Genomic DNA, 15407 nt, shown 5'->3' on the forward strand with positions numbered 1-15407 from the left:
TTATCCCCCCGCCCTTGATGCAAGTAATTGTCCGAACAGCTTATCCATGCCATGCTGCACAGTATCCGTAAGGACGGAAGGAAAACAGCCGAGAAGCACAATGAATGCAAGCAGCACAATCATGGGAGCCGCCTCAATTAGCCTTGCGTCCTTAAATGCTCCAAACGCCTCACGCTGTGGACCAAATGTAATCTTAAGTACAGCGCGAAGCATATAGACAGCGGTCAAAATAATGCCAAGCGCCGCAGCCGCAGTCAACCAGCGATGCGACTCGAATAGGCCGAGCAGCGATAGAAACTCCCCTATAAAACCGGATAAGCCCGGCAAACCGAGTGAAGCGAGCCCCGCAGTTAGCAGTACGCCGCTTATAAATGGCATTGAGCGCGCTAACCCACCGAGCTCTTGCAGTTCAGTCGTTCCCGTTCGTTCATAGATGCTGCCAACGATCAGAAATAACAAGGCAGATATGAGTCCGTGCGATACGAGCTGGTATACAGCTCCCTGCAAGCCAATCTCGTTTATTGCAGCTATCCCGAGCAATACGATACCCATATGGCTGATGGAGGAATAAGCAAGCACTAGTTTAAACTCACGCTGCCTGAAGGCTAGCAGCGCTCCATACAGTATATTTATGACGCCTAGCACGGCCAGTACTGTCGCAAATTGTCGCGCTTGATCAGGGAAAAGCATAATCCCAAATCGCAGTAAACCGTAAGCGCCCATTTTCAGTAATACCCCGGAGTGAATCATAACAATCGAGGTCGGAGCTTCCGTATGCACCTTAAGCATCCAAGTTTGGAATGGAAATATCGGAAGCTTTATGCCGAAAGCAACCAGCAGCATAATAAACAGCACCCATTGCATCGAATCCGTCAACTGGAATGGATTAATTGAACCAAGCTGCTCATTAGTCAGGTTAACCCAAGCAGATGCGTCCGCCATGTTGCGGAAAATGTCTGTATAGCTGCCGCTGTAAATAAAGCTAACTTGTTCGCCTATTTGATCCACGCGGAAGCCAGCTGTGTTCACGAGAATAACGAACGCAATCAGCATAATGGCTGAACCAATTCCGTTATAGATTAAAAACTGATTGGCCGCACGCTCGCGATTGAAGTAACCCCAAATTCCGATTAAGAAATACATCGCAACAAGCGTAATCTCGAAAAATACAAAAAACAAAAATAGGTCACGGGCTAGAAATACGCCAAGCATTCCGAGCTCCAGCAGCAGAAACCATATGAAAAAAGATTTCCACCTTTTCTTGATATGAACTGCTGCAAGTGCAGCCATTGCAGATACGAGCGTTGCGAGAATCAGAAGCGGAAGCGACAGGCCGTCTATGCCGAGCTCATATTGAAACGTAAACTTAAATTCAGATACGCCCGATGGCACCTCTTTATTTAGCGGCACTTCCACCCAGCTATATTGCTCGTCATATGCGGCCCCGCCCTGCTGTTTATTATAATCAGCATAAAGCCACAAGGAGAGCAGCAAAGGAACCAATGTGGTTATGACAACCGTTGTTTTCATCCAGCTGCTGCGCTGCTTCGGAAGCAGCAGCAGAACGATGATACCAAGCAGCGGTGCCAGTAATACAAGTGATAATATCGGAATGTCACTCAGGATGCTCATGGCAGGAACCTCCTTCCAACGATAGCAGCCACAAGAATGACGAACCCGATAACAGCTGCCAAACCGTAGGTTTGTACTTGACCGTTCTGCAGACGAGCAGCCACTCTTCCAGCCGAGGTAACAGCCGTGCCTGTCAACCTCACAATTCCGCCTATGACATAAGAATCAAACGCCATAAGCGCAGAGCCAATCAGCTTCAGCGGCTTCACTATGATAACGGCATAAAGCTCATCGATGTAATAACTATTTTCCAGCAGCTTGACTAGCTTAGGCATTTTTTCTTGCAGTACATCTTTGTTCACACTGTTTTTTCCATAGATGAGCCAGCCAATATAGATACCTAGAAGGCCAACCGCAATGGATGCAACAATGGCGATGCCGCTTTTATGCAGCGACTCTCCCCCATCGGTGATCCATGAGCCAAATGCGCCGTTCCATGGCGTCTCAATAAACCCAACTACAATGGCGAGAGCAGCCAGCACGATCATCGGCAGCGTCATCGAAATTGGTGATTCTTTCGCATGAGAAGAGGCCTCGTTTGGTTTTCCCATAAATACAAGGAAGAACAACCGAGACATATAAAGCGCCGTACAGAAAGCGGCTGCCAAACCTACAATAAATAATAGTGGATTCGTCTCCCAAGCAACCGTCAAAATTAAATCCTTCGACCAAAAGCCGGATAATGGTGGAATGCCAGCAAGCGCTAAAGCGCCGATTGCGAACGTCCATGTCGTTACTTTCATTTTCGAGGCAAGTCCGCCCATCTCATGAATGTTCTGTGTATGTACCGCATGAATGATGCTGCCAGCACCAAGGAAGAGCAATGCTTTGAAGAAAGCGTGCGTGAACAGGTGGAAGATGCCGCCTGTTAAGGAACCCAGACCAAGCGCCATCATCATATAACCCAATTGGCTGACCGTGGAATAGGCTAATATCCGTTTAATATCCTTTTGTACGAGTGCAATCGTCGCAGCGAATATAGCTGTAAAACCGCCTACATATGCGATGGTCTCCATAGCAGCTGCAGAATCTTGAAAAATATCATACGTTCGTGCAATAAGGAATACACCTGCCGCAACCATAGTAGCAGCATGAATCAGTGCACTGATCGGTGTCGGGCCCTCCATTGCATCAGGAAGCCACACATGAAGCGGAAACTGACCTGATTTGCCGATCGCGCCTACAAAAATAAGCAAAGCAATCAACGTCGTAATTCCGTTCGTAATCGCACCCGATTGCCCATCAAATACGCTTTGAATCGTAGTGAAATCAAGGGCATGATCCGGCATATACCAGAAAAGGAGCATAATAGCGATCAGCAAGCCAACATCGCCGATCCTTGTCACAATAAATGCCTTCTTGGCCGCCGCTCGCGCTTTAGGCAGTGTAAACCAGAAGCCAATTAGCAAGAACGAGCATACGCCAACTAGTTCCCAGAAAATATAAAGCGATAATAAATTATCGGATAATACGAGTCCCAGCATAGAGAATGTGAACAAGGCAACATAACCAAAAAACACGGTTATTCGCTCATCATTTTTCATATAGCCGGCCGAGTATACATTCACAAGAAAGCTGACGAGTGTCACGACCACAAGCATAAGCGCTGTCAGGTTGGTCACCTCGAAACCAATCTTCAACGTATAATCTCCGATAGCAATCCAATCAAAGGAATAATTATAATCCACTTCATTGGTACCAAGTCGATCAATCATAATAAGCAAAGATAGAACGAAAGCGCCAAATGATCCAAGCGAACCGATGATAACGCCCGCTCGTCGATAGCTGCGACCGAGCGCCGTCAAAACGAGGAATGCTGCCAGCGGAAACAGCGGAATTAACCAAGCCGTCTGTGAGTACATATTCATACGCCGCGCTACCTCCTCATTTTGTCAAACTCATCGACATTAACTGTCCCGCGCATTCTGAACAATGCTATTAATATAGCTACCCCAATCGCTGCTTCTGCCGCTGCGACTGTAATTGTAAATAATGAAAAAATTTGCCCCGTCAATGACGGAACAACACCATATTTGGAGAAAGCAATAAGATTCAAGTTGACCGCATTCAACATTAGCTCAAGCGAGAGCAGTACGACGACTGCATTTCTTTTCACTAATGCGCCATATAGCCCAATGCAAAACAAAATAGCCGCCATCGTTAAATAGGAAGGAAGCATGTAATTATTCCTCCTCCTTTTTGGCAAGTACGATTGCTCCAATAAATGCTACCGTCAGAAGCACCGAAAGCAGCTCAAACGGTATCACATACCCTGTGTATAAGAGCTCGCCAATTGCCATCGTATTGTCTTCTCCAGCTTGAAAAGACTGCGGCTCTGGAAAAGTTGTTGAACGGATCGCATAAAACAATAGGCCAAACAAGCTGAGCGCGCCTACAGCGGCAAGCGTTTCATGGAGCGGCTTCACCGGCTCACGCTCTCCTGGCTGATGTTTCGTCATCATAATACCGAATATCATCAGAATCGAGACTGCTCCAGCATAGATAAGCACCTGAACAAATGCGACAAACTCAGCTTCCAGAAGCACGAACATTCCGGCTAAGCCTAGAAATACAGCAGCCATAGAGATGACCATATGTACGACCTTCTCTAAGCTGATCATTAGGACAGCGCCGCATATCATGATGGCTGAGAAGATAAAAAAAGCGACAAATTCGCCTGTAAAATCAATATTGAACAACTATTTTGCGCCCCCTTTGGCCGGCGCTCCGATATTGTTATTGTCCTGCCGAGTAAGTGTATTATTGTCTGTCAGCCATTCTGCATCCTTGAACAAATCATCGCGGCTGAAGGTTGCCAGCTCGAAATGATTGGACATCACGATCGCTTCGGTCGGACAAACCTCGGTGCACAGATCACATAAGATGCATATTTCAAAATTAATATCAAAAGTATCAATCACCTTGCCCTTTTTATCAGGGTCCGGGTTCGGTTTGCCGGTCAGCGTAATGCAGTCGGTTGGACAAATGCGAGCGCATTGGTTGCAAACGATACATAAATCCGGGATAAAGTGCTGAATACCACGGAAGCGGTCCGGCATGACAAAGGGCACATCAGGATAGGAGGTGGTCACTTTTGGAGCCGTCATTGATTTGAGCGTTACACCCAGTCCTTGCAGCATTCCTTTCATTTCCTTCTCCCCTTTGCTAATTCTTGATAAACAACTCTAAATATACAGCCGTTAGAAACACATTAAGCAGCGACACCGGCAGCAGCACCTTCCAGCCAAGACCCATAAGCTGATCTACCCGTATGCGCGGCAGTGTAGCGCGAATCCAAAATAAGAAAAACACAATAAACGCAAACTTGAGCAAAAACCATATAATGCCCGGTACAAAATCAAGAAATGGCGCCGGTGCGTGCCAGCCGCCCAGAAACAATACGGTTGTTAACGCAGCAATGGCATAAACGTATACGTATTCCGAGAGCATAAAAAATGCAAACCGAAAGCCGCTATATTCAACATGATAACCTGCAACAAGCTCAGATTCCGCCTCCGGCAAATCGAAGGGCGTACGATTGAGCTCGGATACAGCTGCAATAATAAAGACAATGAAACCGATAATTTGAGGGATGAAGTTCCAATTCCAAAACCAGCCGCCATCCTGCGCCGCTACAATATCGCGCAGATTCAAGCTTCCGCTAAGTAAAATAACGCCTACTACCGAAATAACAAGCGGTACCTCATAGCTTATCATTTGTGCCGCCGAGCGCATACCCCCAAGGAGCGCATACTTATTATTGGAAGCCCATCCGCCAAGTACGATGGCAAGCGTAGAGATGCCTGACAGGGCTACATAATAGAGCAAACCGACATTCAGATCTGCGAAATATAAGTTTTGTGTATAAGGCAGCACAGCGAGTACGGAGAATGCCGGTATGTATGCTAGGGCAGGCGCAAGAATGAACAATGCAAGGTCTGCCTTGCGCGGAATCGTGTCTTCTTTAATGAGCAGCTTAAAAATATCCGCTACCGTCTGCAGCAAGCCAAAAGGCCCTACGCGATTGGGACCGATGCGAAGCTGCATCCACCCGATTACCTTGCGCTCGAAATAGATGGCGTACGTGACGAAACCAAGCACAATGAATAAAAATACGACAGCCCAAAGGAACAGCACAAGTGCATTTCCCCAAGTTAGCGATTGGTTAAGCCATGACTGCATTAGCAATCGACCTCCCCGACGACAATATCAATGCCGCCTAGTATCGTAATGAGGTTTGTCATCGTTTCGCCTACGAGCAGCTTCGGCAGTATTTGCAAATTAACGAATGACGGTCTTCTGAATTTGAGCCTATAGGGTTCTGCTTTGCCTTTGGATACGATATGGCAGCCAATTTCGCCGCGCGGCGATTCGATCCGCACATACACCTCTCCAGCAGGGGGCCTTATTGCGCGTGGAACCTTCCCCATCGTCTCCCCGCCAGAAGGGAATTGCTCCAGCGCCTGCTTCAAAATACGCAAGCTTTGGCGGATTTCTTCCAGCCGAATCCGATAGCGATCATAACAATCTCCCACTTTTCCAAGCGGCACATCAAATTCAAATTGGCTGTACAAGCTGTAGGGCTCCGCTTTTCGAATATCAAAGTCTACACCTGTACAACGCAAGTTGGCTCCAGATAAGCCATAATCAATCGCTGTTGCCGCATCATATTTTCCTATCCCTTTAATGCGGGCAAGGAAAATTTCGTTGCCGCTGACGAGTTTATCATACTCTTGCAGCTTATTCTCCATATAAGGAATAAAGTCGCGCACTTTGTCCAACCAACCCGGAGGCGCATCCCACTTCACTCCGCCAACTCGCATGTAATTGTAAGTTAATCTTGCGCCGCACAGCTCATTAAATAAATCGATAATGATTTCCCTGTCACGGAATGCGTAAAGAAACGGGCTCATTGCCCCAATATCAAGCAGATAAGTTCCCCACCATACTAGATGGCTGGCTATACGCTGCAGTTCCATAACGAGAAGCCTGAGATACTCCGCCCGCTGCGGCACTTCAAGCCCCATCATCGTTTCCACTGCATGTACGAGAACATAATTATTAGTCATTGCAGAGACGTAATCCATTCGATCGGTGTAGGGGATGATTTGCGTGAAATTCAAGTTTTCCGCGATCTTCTCGGTGCCTCGGTGCAAATAACCCATGACAGGTGTCGCTTCGGTTATGACTTCACCATCGAGCTTAACGATAATCCGGAATACGCCATGCGTGCTTGGATGCTGAGGACCTACATTTAGTAGCAGTTCTTCTGTACGAATCAAGGGCTGCCTACACCTCCGAATCTATCGACTCATAATCTTTGCGCAGCGGATGGCCCACCCAATCATCAGGCATCATGATCCGCCGCATATCGGGGTGTCCAGGAAAATCAACTCCCAGTAAATCGTAAATTTCACGTTCATTCCAATTCGCTGTTGCCCAGACTGGTGTTGCCGAATAGACGGCTGACGCTTCCCGCTCTGTCTTTATCTTAATTCCGACCTCTCTTCTGGTTCCAAGCGAGATCATATGATATACCACTTCTATATGGGTCTCGTAATCGACACCTGACACATTACGCAAATAATTAAATTGAAGCTGCTCGTGCTCCTTAAGCAGCTTTGCAGCTTCCCGCCAGTGTTCATTGCGTAAGATAATCATCGGCATATCGCCGTTCAGTTCATTTACATAGGCATCCTCAACCGCTGCTTCTGCGACTTCCTGCTTCAGAAGCGCGACTATGGCATCAAGCTCAGGCTGCCTTGGCGAAGGTGCTTTCGGCTGCTCCGGCTCTGCTTCACTCGCTTCTGCTTCGGCCTTTGCTTTTGCTGCCGCTCTCGCTGCGCGTGCTTCCGCAGCTGCCTTCAGCTTGGCTTCCTTCTCCGGGTCTACGGGAGGCGTCTCTGCGACCGGTTTATCCTCTTCGCTCATCGACTGGTCACCCGCTTCCCAGTCTTCGCTTCATAGCGGATTTTCTCCTGCAGCTTATTAATGCCATAGATCAGCGCGGCCGGATTAGGCGGACAGCCCGGAATATACACATCAACAGGCACGATCTGATCGACGCCTTTGATGACTGAATAGGACTTAATATAAGGTCCGCCAGCCGTTGCGCAGGATCCCATTGCGATAACCCACTTCGGCTCTGGCATTTGATCGTAAAGCCTGCGTAAAAGGGGACCCATCTTCTTCGTCACTGTACCGGCCACAATCATCACGTCAGACTGTCGCGGCGAGGTACGGAACATCACTCCAAAACGATCCAGATCATAATGCGATGCGCCCGTTCCCATCATTTCAATCGCACAGCAAGCAAGACCAAATGTGAGCGGCCATAACGAGTTGCTTCTTGCCCAAGCCTTCAGTTGCTCCAAGGTGCCCATAAATACGTTGCGTTCCAGCTCTTTGCGTTCCTCTAACGAAATTGATTCTAAACTGAATTCCATTTCAGCACCTTCTTTTTCCAGGCATATAGAAGACCAATAAGCAGCATTCCCGCAAAAATCAACATTTCGACTAGCACAAATAAGCCGAGCTTATTATATGCGACGGCCCAAGGATATAAGAAAACGGTTTCTACATCAAAGATGACAAACATTAGTGCAAACAAGTAATAGCGGATGTTAAAACGGACCTGTCCCTCACCTACCGGCTCATTTCCGCTTTCATAGGTGGTTTGTTTGAGCTCACTTGGCTTATTCGGCCTTAGCAGTCTTCCTACAGTTAATGCAACGACGGGAAGCATAATGCCAAGCACGATAAAAATAGCCACGACGACATAATTATTGGAGTAGTGTTCCACACGATCGCCTCCGTAAATTTGAGTAGGTAGCCGCTTGGTCAATTTTCCTCACAATTATAACAAATGCTTCCACTGCCGTCTATGATGGAGTTGTGCCTAGGGCAGGTTCCTTGTTCGTTATATCGGAATCCCCTTCTGCTGCTTCATTCCCTTTTTGCCTGCGGCTGCTGGACTTCTGCTCATCTTGAAACCGACCGTCGCTCGTATCCTTTTTCCCCCTAATAACAGCAACCATGAGCAGCAATAATGGTACAACACAACCATGCAGCAAGCTGTAGACCGTCCATACTCCTATGCCAAATTCATGCGCATGAGCCGCATTTCGATATACCATGAGCGAGATAGGCACAATGACAAAAGCATAGGGAATGACCAATGGACGATAGGTAGAAAGCTTAAGCATTTGAGCCGTTAAGACCGTCAGTACATAAACGCAAAGCGCAAGCTTCATAAAGACCGTCCCGATCCAAACCATCGCAACTAATATTTCAACACGCACCAATATCTCTTCGATATTAATGTTTTTTGCCATATCATAGACGGCAAACGGACTTCTGCTCGCTTCTTGCACACCCATTACAGCAACCAGAAAAATCGTAATTAGCGTACTGACAAAAGCAATGGCAAAAACAGAGAGCTTCAGTTTTTTTCTTAATTTTTTACGATCCTCCTGACGCACAAGCGGGAAAATCGTCGTTATAAACACGAATTCCGCAATAGGGAACCCGAGAATCGGATAGACCCCCTTAATCGGCCTTATCCAGCCATCGTACAAGAAAGGCTCAAAGTTTTGGAAATTAAATTGATTGAACAAAGCAAGGAGAACAATCCCAATAACTAAGGCCGCCCATCCAAATAAAATCTCACCCGTTCTCGAAATCGTCTCAATGCCTAAAAGAACGCCATATACAACAACAATCATAAAGGTGAGGTTAATGAACCACTCTGGTGTCTCCGGCAATACGGATAAATTCAAAAAATCGGATATATTGCGCAGTACCAATGCGCTTAACAACAAAAAATAAAAAATATACAGTAAAGTTACTACCTTACCGAGCCAAACCCCCAGCAGTTTTTCTGAGTATTGCGCCAAAGTCAGCTTTGGAAAACGATCAGCAAGCGCTAGATAAATGAGCAGTATGAAATAATTAAACGGTCCTGCGAGCACCATTGAAATCCATCCATCCTGCTTGGCAATCGACGTCACCATTGTTGGCAATATGAGCGCTGCACTTCCTAGTGCAAATAAAAACAATATTTTGGCGCATTGCCCCGAAGTAATCTCGGCATTGTTTATTCCCGCAAATTTGCTCATTTATGTTATGCCCCCTGCTCGATCCACTTTAATATAGGTTTATATACGGGTGAGAATATAGCTGTAATCCAATCTGCCGGATTGGGTATCGGTAGATGCATATGCTTTGCTGCCATAATTCCAACCCCTATGATTAAAATGACCAAAGCCCAGCCACCTTCACGCTGACGGTTATTTTTGCTATTCCTTCTCCATATTGCCGTTCCAACCATAACGGAAGATAAGAGGAGGACAATGAGAGCCATCATGCTAATCACTCACTTCGATATAGATTCGCCTCGTACACCTGAGCCTGTTATTTGAGTCGTACAGATGACTTCGCTTTTCACTTGAGGGAAAATATCTTCCCAGTCCGCTTCGATTTTTCTCCAAATATTAGGTTTTTGAAAATAAATCTCTTTTCCCCACCCTAATACATCCGTGTGGAATTTCTTCTGCACGCTATTGATCGTGCCCGCTACCTCTTCCTCGATCGCCTTATCTGTCATTTTGCCGATCTTGATCAGTACACTTTCCTCCGTGATGTTGACGCCGTGGCACATGATTTCTTGAATTCCACCCCCTACACTAATATGGACCTGTATAATTGGATGACCATCCGGATCTTGTTTAACCTTATACACGGTCGCCGTATCCTGTACCTCAACGATGAGCTCCCCTTCTGACTCCGGGCATCCAAGCTTTACGACAGTGCTCTCCACTTTATTTTGAAGCCAAGATAGACCTCTCGAATCCTTGGACTTCAAATAACCAACAAGCTTGCCATCGCGAAAAACAGCCATAGTCGACAGCACTGGAATCGCTTTTGCAGGTATGCTGTTTAAATTGTCATTTGAATGCCCCATCTCCTTACTCCCCTCTATCAGAATTGAAGGCAATACTGCTTGCTGCTTCCCTCTTCCCAATAGTCTCGTTAAATCTTTGACTAATACGACATAGTTCGACGCATACGCAGACTGATTGACTTCAACCATTTCCCGAAGCTGATTAACAGGAATAGATTCTGTTTGCGTCGTTAAACGAAGCAAATTCTCCGCTCTCATCCCTCGTGTAATAAGCACTGAAATATCAGTGCGTATATCTGGATTTCTCTCAATTAAATCAACTAAGGGATAGATGCCTTTTCTAGCCATACTCTCACTAACGATCAGCATTTGTGTGTGGGAGAAAAAAAGCCGTCTAGATGTTTTTGTCGACATTTTTCGAATCGCCTCAAACAATGTATCCCCTTTCTCCGTAAATGTCGTCACTGCGGTGCCGCCAATGGCCCCTTTGGTTTCCGCTGCAACGTTTTGGGGCAATACGACTTGAACGGTCAACTGAAGCTTGTTTTTTCCTGTTGGGTCATCGTCAACTCCTATGGCGTATACGACGCCAAGCTTGTCCAAATAACGTAAATCCCAACAGCCGTTTAATACCGCCAGCATACATACTGTCCATACAAGAATGAGCTTCCGTCCTATTTTCCTGAATGAAAATATCCGTTTCCTTGCATTGACACTGCCATCGCTCATTGCTGCGGCTCCTTCCTATGCTCCGTTTCAATGTCTTGTCTAACTCTATTACTCGAAGCAAGCTTCTCTGGCCGTTCCCGCATCATCCAAAGTGGCGCCCGAACCAGCGTATCCTTCATATCCTTTAAATACATAGGGGCGAATGGTTTGATATACGGCATGCCAAACGATCTTAAATTGCTCAAATGCAGCAGAAGCAGCAGTACAACTAATCCAATCCCATAAAAACCGAGTGTCGACGCTGCTAGAAGCAGTAGAAAGCGCAGCAGCCTAGCCGCAATTCCAAGACTGTAGTTAGGAGATACGAAGCTGGCAATCGCTGTGAAGGAAACGACGATAACGACGGCTGGCGAGACGATCCCTGCCTCTACGACCGACTGTCCGATAACAAGACCTCCAACGATCGATATCGTGTTACCCGCAGCACTAGGCATTCGTACAACGGCTTCCCGTAATATTTCAAATACAAATTCCATAATAAAAGCTTCCAAATAGGCGGGAAAAGGCACGCCCTCCCGCTGTGCCGCAAGCTTTAGCAGCAGTTGAGTCGGTATCATTTCCTGATGATATCCAACGATCGCGACATAAATCGACGGCATAAGCAGTGCGATTAAAAAGGATACAAAACGAAGCAGCCGCAGAAATGTCGCGATATCAAACCGCTGATAATAATCTTCTGAAGCCTGAAAAAACATATTTAAAATCGTGGGTACGATCAGAACAAATGGCGTCCCATCAACAAAAATCGCTATTCGGCCTTCAAGCAAATTGCCTGCTACAGCATCCGGCCGCTCTACACTCATGATGGTAGGAAACGGCGACCACTTCTGATCCGTAATTAATTCCTCGATATAACCGGATTCAAGTATGCCGTCAATTTGTATTTCTTCCAGACGTTCTCTTAAATCCGTAAGCACATTCTCATCCGCTAAATCTTTGACATACATGATGCATACAGGAGTTTGTGAAATTTCTCCGATCGTCCATTGCTCCATCCACAGCTTCGGGCTTCGTATCTTCCTGCGAATCAGCGATGTATTTGTTCTAATCGACTCCGTAAACCCTTCCCTAGGACCACGTATGGCCATCTCGGTTTTCGGTTCTTCTACACTTCTTCTTGCTCCCCCTACTACATTGGTTCCTATTGCCTGAGTTGCACCCTCTATCATGATGACGCAATAGCCCATAAACAATTTTTGAAACAATAGCTTCCAATCGCATAAATCATTAATAATACCGGTTGAGAGCAAATTGTTTTTCATAAATGCAAGCAGCTCAGCAGGCTCTAAATTAGCCTCCTCCGGGTATTTGCCTCCATGCATCGGTTGAATGACAAAATGGTCAAGACGTTCATCGTCAACCATCCCTTGTACATAAACAATTAGCGCCTTCGTGTGGCCTCTATCCGTTAACGTCAGCTCACGATAAATAATATCCTGACTCTCACCCAGCTCACGCTTCATGGTCTCCATATTTTGCTCCAGAGAAGTGAAAAGGGCCTTCTCCGCAAAAGGCTGAAGCTGCTCCTTTTCATGCATCTCTGCTTTGGTTATACGCTTATCAGCCTTTTTCCCAGCGCTTCCATTGCCCTGCTTATAGGTTCGGAACATTTACCCATCTCCTTTCTGTTGCACAATCGGATTGATGCTTAGGATAACTCTTCCATGGCATAATTATGTATTGAGTATTAGTTGATTAAAGAATGCATCGCATAAAAAAAAGAGCCGCAGCTCCGTTTTACACGGACTTCTGCAACCCTATCTCGTTCACTTATCTTATTCGTGATTCTGTCAGCTTAAACTGGCCAACAAGCTGTTGAAGCAGCGTCGTTATAGACTCCACACTCTGAGACGTTTGTCTCACATTCGTCATTTCGCCTATGAGCTCTTGCACTTTGCTCTCTACATCGGAAGAAATCTTCCGATTTTCTCTGCTTACCAGTGCGATTTTCTCCATCAGCTGCACGACCTCGTCAACGACCTGCGTCTTGCGATGATCCTCAGCATGTGCTGAAGCAAGCGTACTGGCAGCGGCAGCTACAAGCTGATTGCCCTCCTCAACAACGCGAGTACCTTCATCCATAGAGGCGTACGCTTGTTTCGCTTCATCATAAATATGACGAGTAATTTCATGTACTTCTTCGGTCGATTTTTTGGTCATATCGGCAAGCTTGCGAATTTCCGACGCCACAACGGCAAAACCTCTGCCTTGCTCACCAACCCTTGCTGCCTCGATTGATGCATTAAGCGCTAATAAATTCGTTTGTGCAGATATTTCTTCAATGACATGCAAGACCCCTTGTATTTCTTGCACCGTATCCATAAATTTATGGATTGTTCCGTTGGTTTCCCCTACCTTGGCAGAAATGTGGAGCATTTTTTCCCCGATGCGATCAACCTCGGCTTTGGCTACCTCAATCTGCCCAGCTGCCTGCTCTTCGATCTGTTTCAGCGTTGCCTGCATATCACCTGCAGCATCCTTCGCCATATCAATATCCTTCAATTGCAATCTAATGCTTCCAATCATATCGGATACTTTTCCGCTGACTCGTTCCGTTGAAGCTGAAGTGACAGCCGCTGATTCGTTTAGGACATACTGGCTGGATAAAACATCAGAGGAGGCAAGCTTAACCTGCAGCATAATGCCTTCCAAGGAATCTATCATATTATTAATCCATTTTGCTAATTCTTTCGATTCATCATTATCAAAATGATTAAGCTGCAAGCGCTGTGTCAGATCGCCCTTTCCTTCTGCATTTATGCGAATAAAACGATTAATTTGGCGCAGATGCGATACGACACGCTTCGATTCCCTATTTTGAAAGGTAAAACTGAATAACAATCCAAATACAAGATTGAATAAACCTGCCGCTGTTGCAGTCACCCAGATTGGAGCATGAACGGCAATAAATAACATAAGCAATGCCGACAAAATACTAACACTCGTAATCGATATTAGCTGCTGCTTGCGTTGTCTCCAGCCTATACTGCGAATGCGGTATACTTCCTCCAAGTCACCCTCGCACATCATCCCCCATTTGTCCGGACAATGCGGGAGCTGAAAGGTCACTCCCTTGCCAATAACCGATATATGCCTATAATCCGAATAACCTGGATATTCAACGAATAGATTGCTGTCGCTTGCAATGGTATTCGCAACCCCAGGATGAAGCTGCCCAGTTGCCGGATCATTAAAAACAATTTCAAGCTCTGTATGCTCCTTGATCGAAACTTTGCCCCAATCAGTTGTTACGCCATCCTTAAGATTTTCACCATGTGTGAATGTTCGATCCTCGAACCTGCTTCGAGATAAAGCCGTCCCTGGCGCTATATGAGTATTCAGGCCTGCCTTCGCCATAAAGATATAATTATCACCCGAATCTGGATAGACGTGGCCCGATTCTCGCTGAATTAAATCTCCTAGTACATCATTCGGCACACGCGCGCATAACGTCCCTGCAAAGCTGCCATTTAACGTAATTGGAAGCATAAATAATAGAGTCATTTTGTCATGAAAAGAGGATGAACGCGCTCCTAGCTTTAAAGTGAGAGAATCACTATAAGGCCCAAACAAGCATCGACGAGGGCTGCTCAACTGCTTAGTGAAGCTCAGTCCAAGCTGCAAGCTGCTATCTTCTTGATAGATTGTCCCAATATGCGGACTGTGTGTGGAGCTGATAACGGTTTGCTTCACATCGAGTAAAAACAGCTCGGTTATATCGATCGCTCGAGCATATGTTCTTTCAAATAATCGTTCTATTTGTGACTGTTCAGTAGAAGTAGAAAAATCTTTGTTTTGAGCGAGGAGCTCTGTCAGTTGGCCACCCAATTGATCGATGTAATTCCAATACTCCATTGCCCACGCAGTTAGCAATTCCTTACGTGTCTCCGCAATCCCCTCAAAGCTTTGCTCGACATCTGTTTTCATATCTTTATTCAATTGCCATGAAACCCAGAGCGGAAACCCTACTTTCATACCTAGCCAGTCAAACATATGATTCTCCCCCCGCTATTTTCATTGTCTATGATGTTAACTATATTAACATATATTAGGGAGAATTATATACAAATAATTAGTTTTTTTGTCGAAAATAAGCGCATTTCAGAATACATAACACCGAATAGGGGGTTAAACACGAATATTC

The 15407-nt window shown here is 46.0% G+C and carries 15 protein-coding genes; all 15 read right to left on the reverse strand.

What is annotated here, in order from left to right:
* The 15 genes from BK120_RS04160 to BK120_RS04230 all read right to left on the reverse strand — a co-directional run bounded on the left by BK120_RS04160 (nt 1) and on the right by BK120_RS04230 (nt 15256).
* Entirely contained in the window at nt 1-1632 is a 1632-nt protein-coding gene (locus tag BK120_RS04160) for a complex I subunit 4 family protein (RefSeq protein WP_076266237.1), read from the reverse strand.
* The gene (gene nuoL / locus BK120_RS04165) at nt 1629-3500 is read right to left on the reverse strand and encodes an NADH-quinone oxidoreductase subunit L (protein WP_076266238.1); all 1872 of its coding nucleotides are present in this window, start codon (nt 3498-3500) and stop codon (nt 1629-1631) included. The genes BK120_RS04160 and nuoL overlap by 4 nt, the downstream gene beginning before the upstream one ends.
* An 8-nt stretch (nt 3501-3508) precedes the next feature.
* Nucleotides 3509-3811, reverse strand: coding sequence for an NADH-quinone oxidoreductase subunit NuoK (gene nuoK, locus BK120_RS04170; RefSeq protein ID WP_076266239.1), 303 nt, complete (start codon nt 3809-3811; stop codon nt 3509-3511).
* Between the two features lie 4 nt (nt 3812-3815).
* Nucleotides 3816-4331 carry an NADH-quinone oxidoreductase subunit J gene (locus BK120_RS04175; protein WP_076266240.1) on the reverse strand — a complete coding sequence of 172 codons (516 nt, stop codon included), beginning with the start codon at nt 4329-4331 and terminating at the stop codon, nt 3816-3818.
* Nucleotides 4332-4781, reverse strand: a complete 450-nt coding sequence (gene nuoI / locus BK120_RS04180) for an NADH-quinone oxidoreductase subunit NuoI (RefSeq protein WP_054025448.1) — start codon at nt 4779-4781, stop codon at nt 4332-4334.
* A gap of 16 nt (nt 4782-4797) precedes the next feature.
* On the reverse strand, nt 4798-5814 hold the full coding sequence (gene nuoH, locus BK120_RS04185) for an NADH-quinone oxidoreductase subunit NuoH (RefSeq protein ID WP_076266241.1): 1017 nt from the start codon (nt 5812-5814) through the stop codon (nt 4798-4800).
* Nucleotides 5814-6914, reverse strand: coding sequence for an NADH-quinone oxidoreductase subunit D (locus BK120_RS04190; protein WP_076266242.1), 1101 nt, complete (start codon nt 6912-6914; stop codon nt 5814-5816). Before BK120_RS04190 ends, nuoH begins: the two co-directional genes overlap by 1 nt.
* A 7-nt stretch (nt 6915-6921) precedes the next feature.
* The gene (locus BK120_RS04195) at nt 6922-7563 is read right to left on the reverse strand and encodes an NADH-quinone oxidoreductase subunit C (RefSeq protein ID WP_076266243.1); all 642 of its coding nucleotides are present in this window, start codon (nt 7561-7563) and stop codon (nt 6922-6924) included.
* On the reverse strand, nt 7560-8078 hold the full coding sequence (locus BK120_RS04200) for a NuoB/complex I 20 kDa subunit family protein (protein WP_076266244.1): 519 nt from the start codon (nt 8076-8078) through the stop codon (nt 7560-7562). Before BK120_RS04200 ends, BK120_RS04195 begins: the two co-directional genes overlap by 4 nt.
* Complete coding sequence (locus tag BK120_RS04205; RefSeq protein WP_256710814.1) at nt 8063-8377, reverse strand: NADH-quinone oxidoreductase subunit A; 315 nt, start codon at nt 8375-8377, stop codon at nt 8063-8065. Before BK120_RS04205 ends, BK120_RS04200 begins: the two co-directional genes overlap by 16 nt.
* 136 nt (nt 8378-8513) lie before the next feature.
* Complete coding sequence (locus BK120_RS04210) at nt 8514-9749, reverse strand: GerAB/ArcD/ProY family transporter (RefSeq protein ID WP_076266246.1); 1236 nt, start codon at nt 9747-9749, stop codon at nt 8514-8516.
* A 5-nt stretch (nt 9750-9754) separates the two neighbouring features.
* A complete protein-coding gene (locus BK120_RS04215) occupies nt 9755-9997 on the reverse strand; it encodes a hypothetical protein (RefSeq protein ID WP_076266247.1) in 243 nt (80 codons plus the stop codon).
* Between the two features lie 9 nt (nt 9998-10006).
* Nucleotides 10007-11263: a Ger(x)C family spore germination protein gene (locus BK120_RS04220; RefSeq protein ID WP_076266248.1), complete on the reverse strand. Its 1257-nt coding sequence runs from the start codon at nt 11261-11263 to the stop codon at nt 10007-10009.
* Nucleotides 11260-12873: a spore germination protein gene (locus tag BK120_RS04225; RefSeq protein WP_076266249.1), complete on the reverse strand. Its 1614-nt coding sequence runs from the start codon at nt 12871-12873 to the stop codon at nt 11260-11262. Before BK120_RS04225 ends, BK120_RS04220 begins: the two co-directional genes overlap by 4 nt.
* A 160-nt stretch (nt 12874-13033) precedes the next feature.
* The gene (locus BK120_RS04230) at nt 13034-15256 is read right to left on the reverse strand and encodes a methyl-accepting chemotaxis protein (protein WP_076266250.1); all 2223 of its coding nucleotides are present in this window, start codon (nt 15254-15256) and stop codon (nt 13034-13036) included.
* Nucleotides 15257-15407 lie beyond the last annotated feature (151 nt).

The organism is Paenibacillus sp. FSL A5-0031, assembly GCF_001956295.1.
GTDB lineage: Bacteria > Bacillota > Bacilli > Paenibacillales > Paenibacillaceae > Pristimantibacillus.

Coding starts and splice junctions, on each gene's coding strand:
- BK120_RS04160 (WP_076266237.1), bottom strand. CDS start 1,632: ATGAGCATCCTGAGTGACATTCCGATATTATCACTTGTATTACTGGCA.
- nuoL (WP_076266238.1), bottom strand. CDS start 3,500: ATGAATATGTACTCACAGACGGCTTGGTTAATTCCGCTGTTTCCGCTG.
- nuoK (WP_076266239.1), bottom strand. CDS start 3,811: ATGCTTCCTTCCTATTTAACGATGGCGGCTATTTTGTTTTGCATTGGG.
- nuoI (WP_054025448.1), bottom strand. CDS start 4,781: ATGAAAGGAATGCTGCAAGGACTGGGTGTAACGCTCAAATCAATGACG.
- nuoH (WP_076266241.1), bottom strand. CDS start 5,814: ATGCAGTCATGGCTTAACCAATCGCTAACTTGGGGAAATGCACTTGTG.
- BK120_RS04195 (WP_076266243.1), bottom strand. CDS start 7,563: ATGAGCGAAGAGGATAAACCGGTCGCAGAGACGCCTCCCGTAGACCCG.
- BK120_RS04200 (WP_076266244.1), bottom strand. CDS start 8,078: ATGGAATTCAGTTTAGAATCAATTTCGTTAGAGGAACGCAAAGAGCTG.
- BK120_RS04205 (WP_256710814.1), bottom strand. CDS start 8,377: ATGCTTCCCGTCGTTGCATTAACTGTAGGAAGACTGCTAAGGCCGAAT.
- BK120_RS04210 (WP_076266246.1), bottom strand. CDS start 9,749: ATGAGCAAATTTGCGGGAATAAACAATGCCGAGATTACTTCGGGGCAA.
- BK120_RS04215 (WP_076266247.1), bottom strand. CDS start 9,997: ATGATGGCTCTCATTGTCCTCCTCTTATCTTCCGTTATGGTTGGAACG.
- BK120_RS04220 (WP_076266248.1), bottom strand. CDS start 11,263: ATGAGCGATGGCAGTGTCAATGCAAGGAAACGGATATTTTCATTCAGG.
- BK120_RS04225 (WP_076266249.1), bottom strand. CDS start 12,873: ATGTTCCGAACCTATAAGCAGGGCAATGGAAGCGCTGGGAAAAAGGCT.
- BK120_RS04230 (WP_076266250.1), bottom strand. CDS start 15,256: ATGTTTGACTGGCTAGGTATGAAAGTAGGGTTTCCGCTCTGGGTTTCA.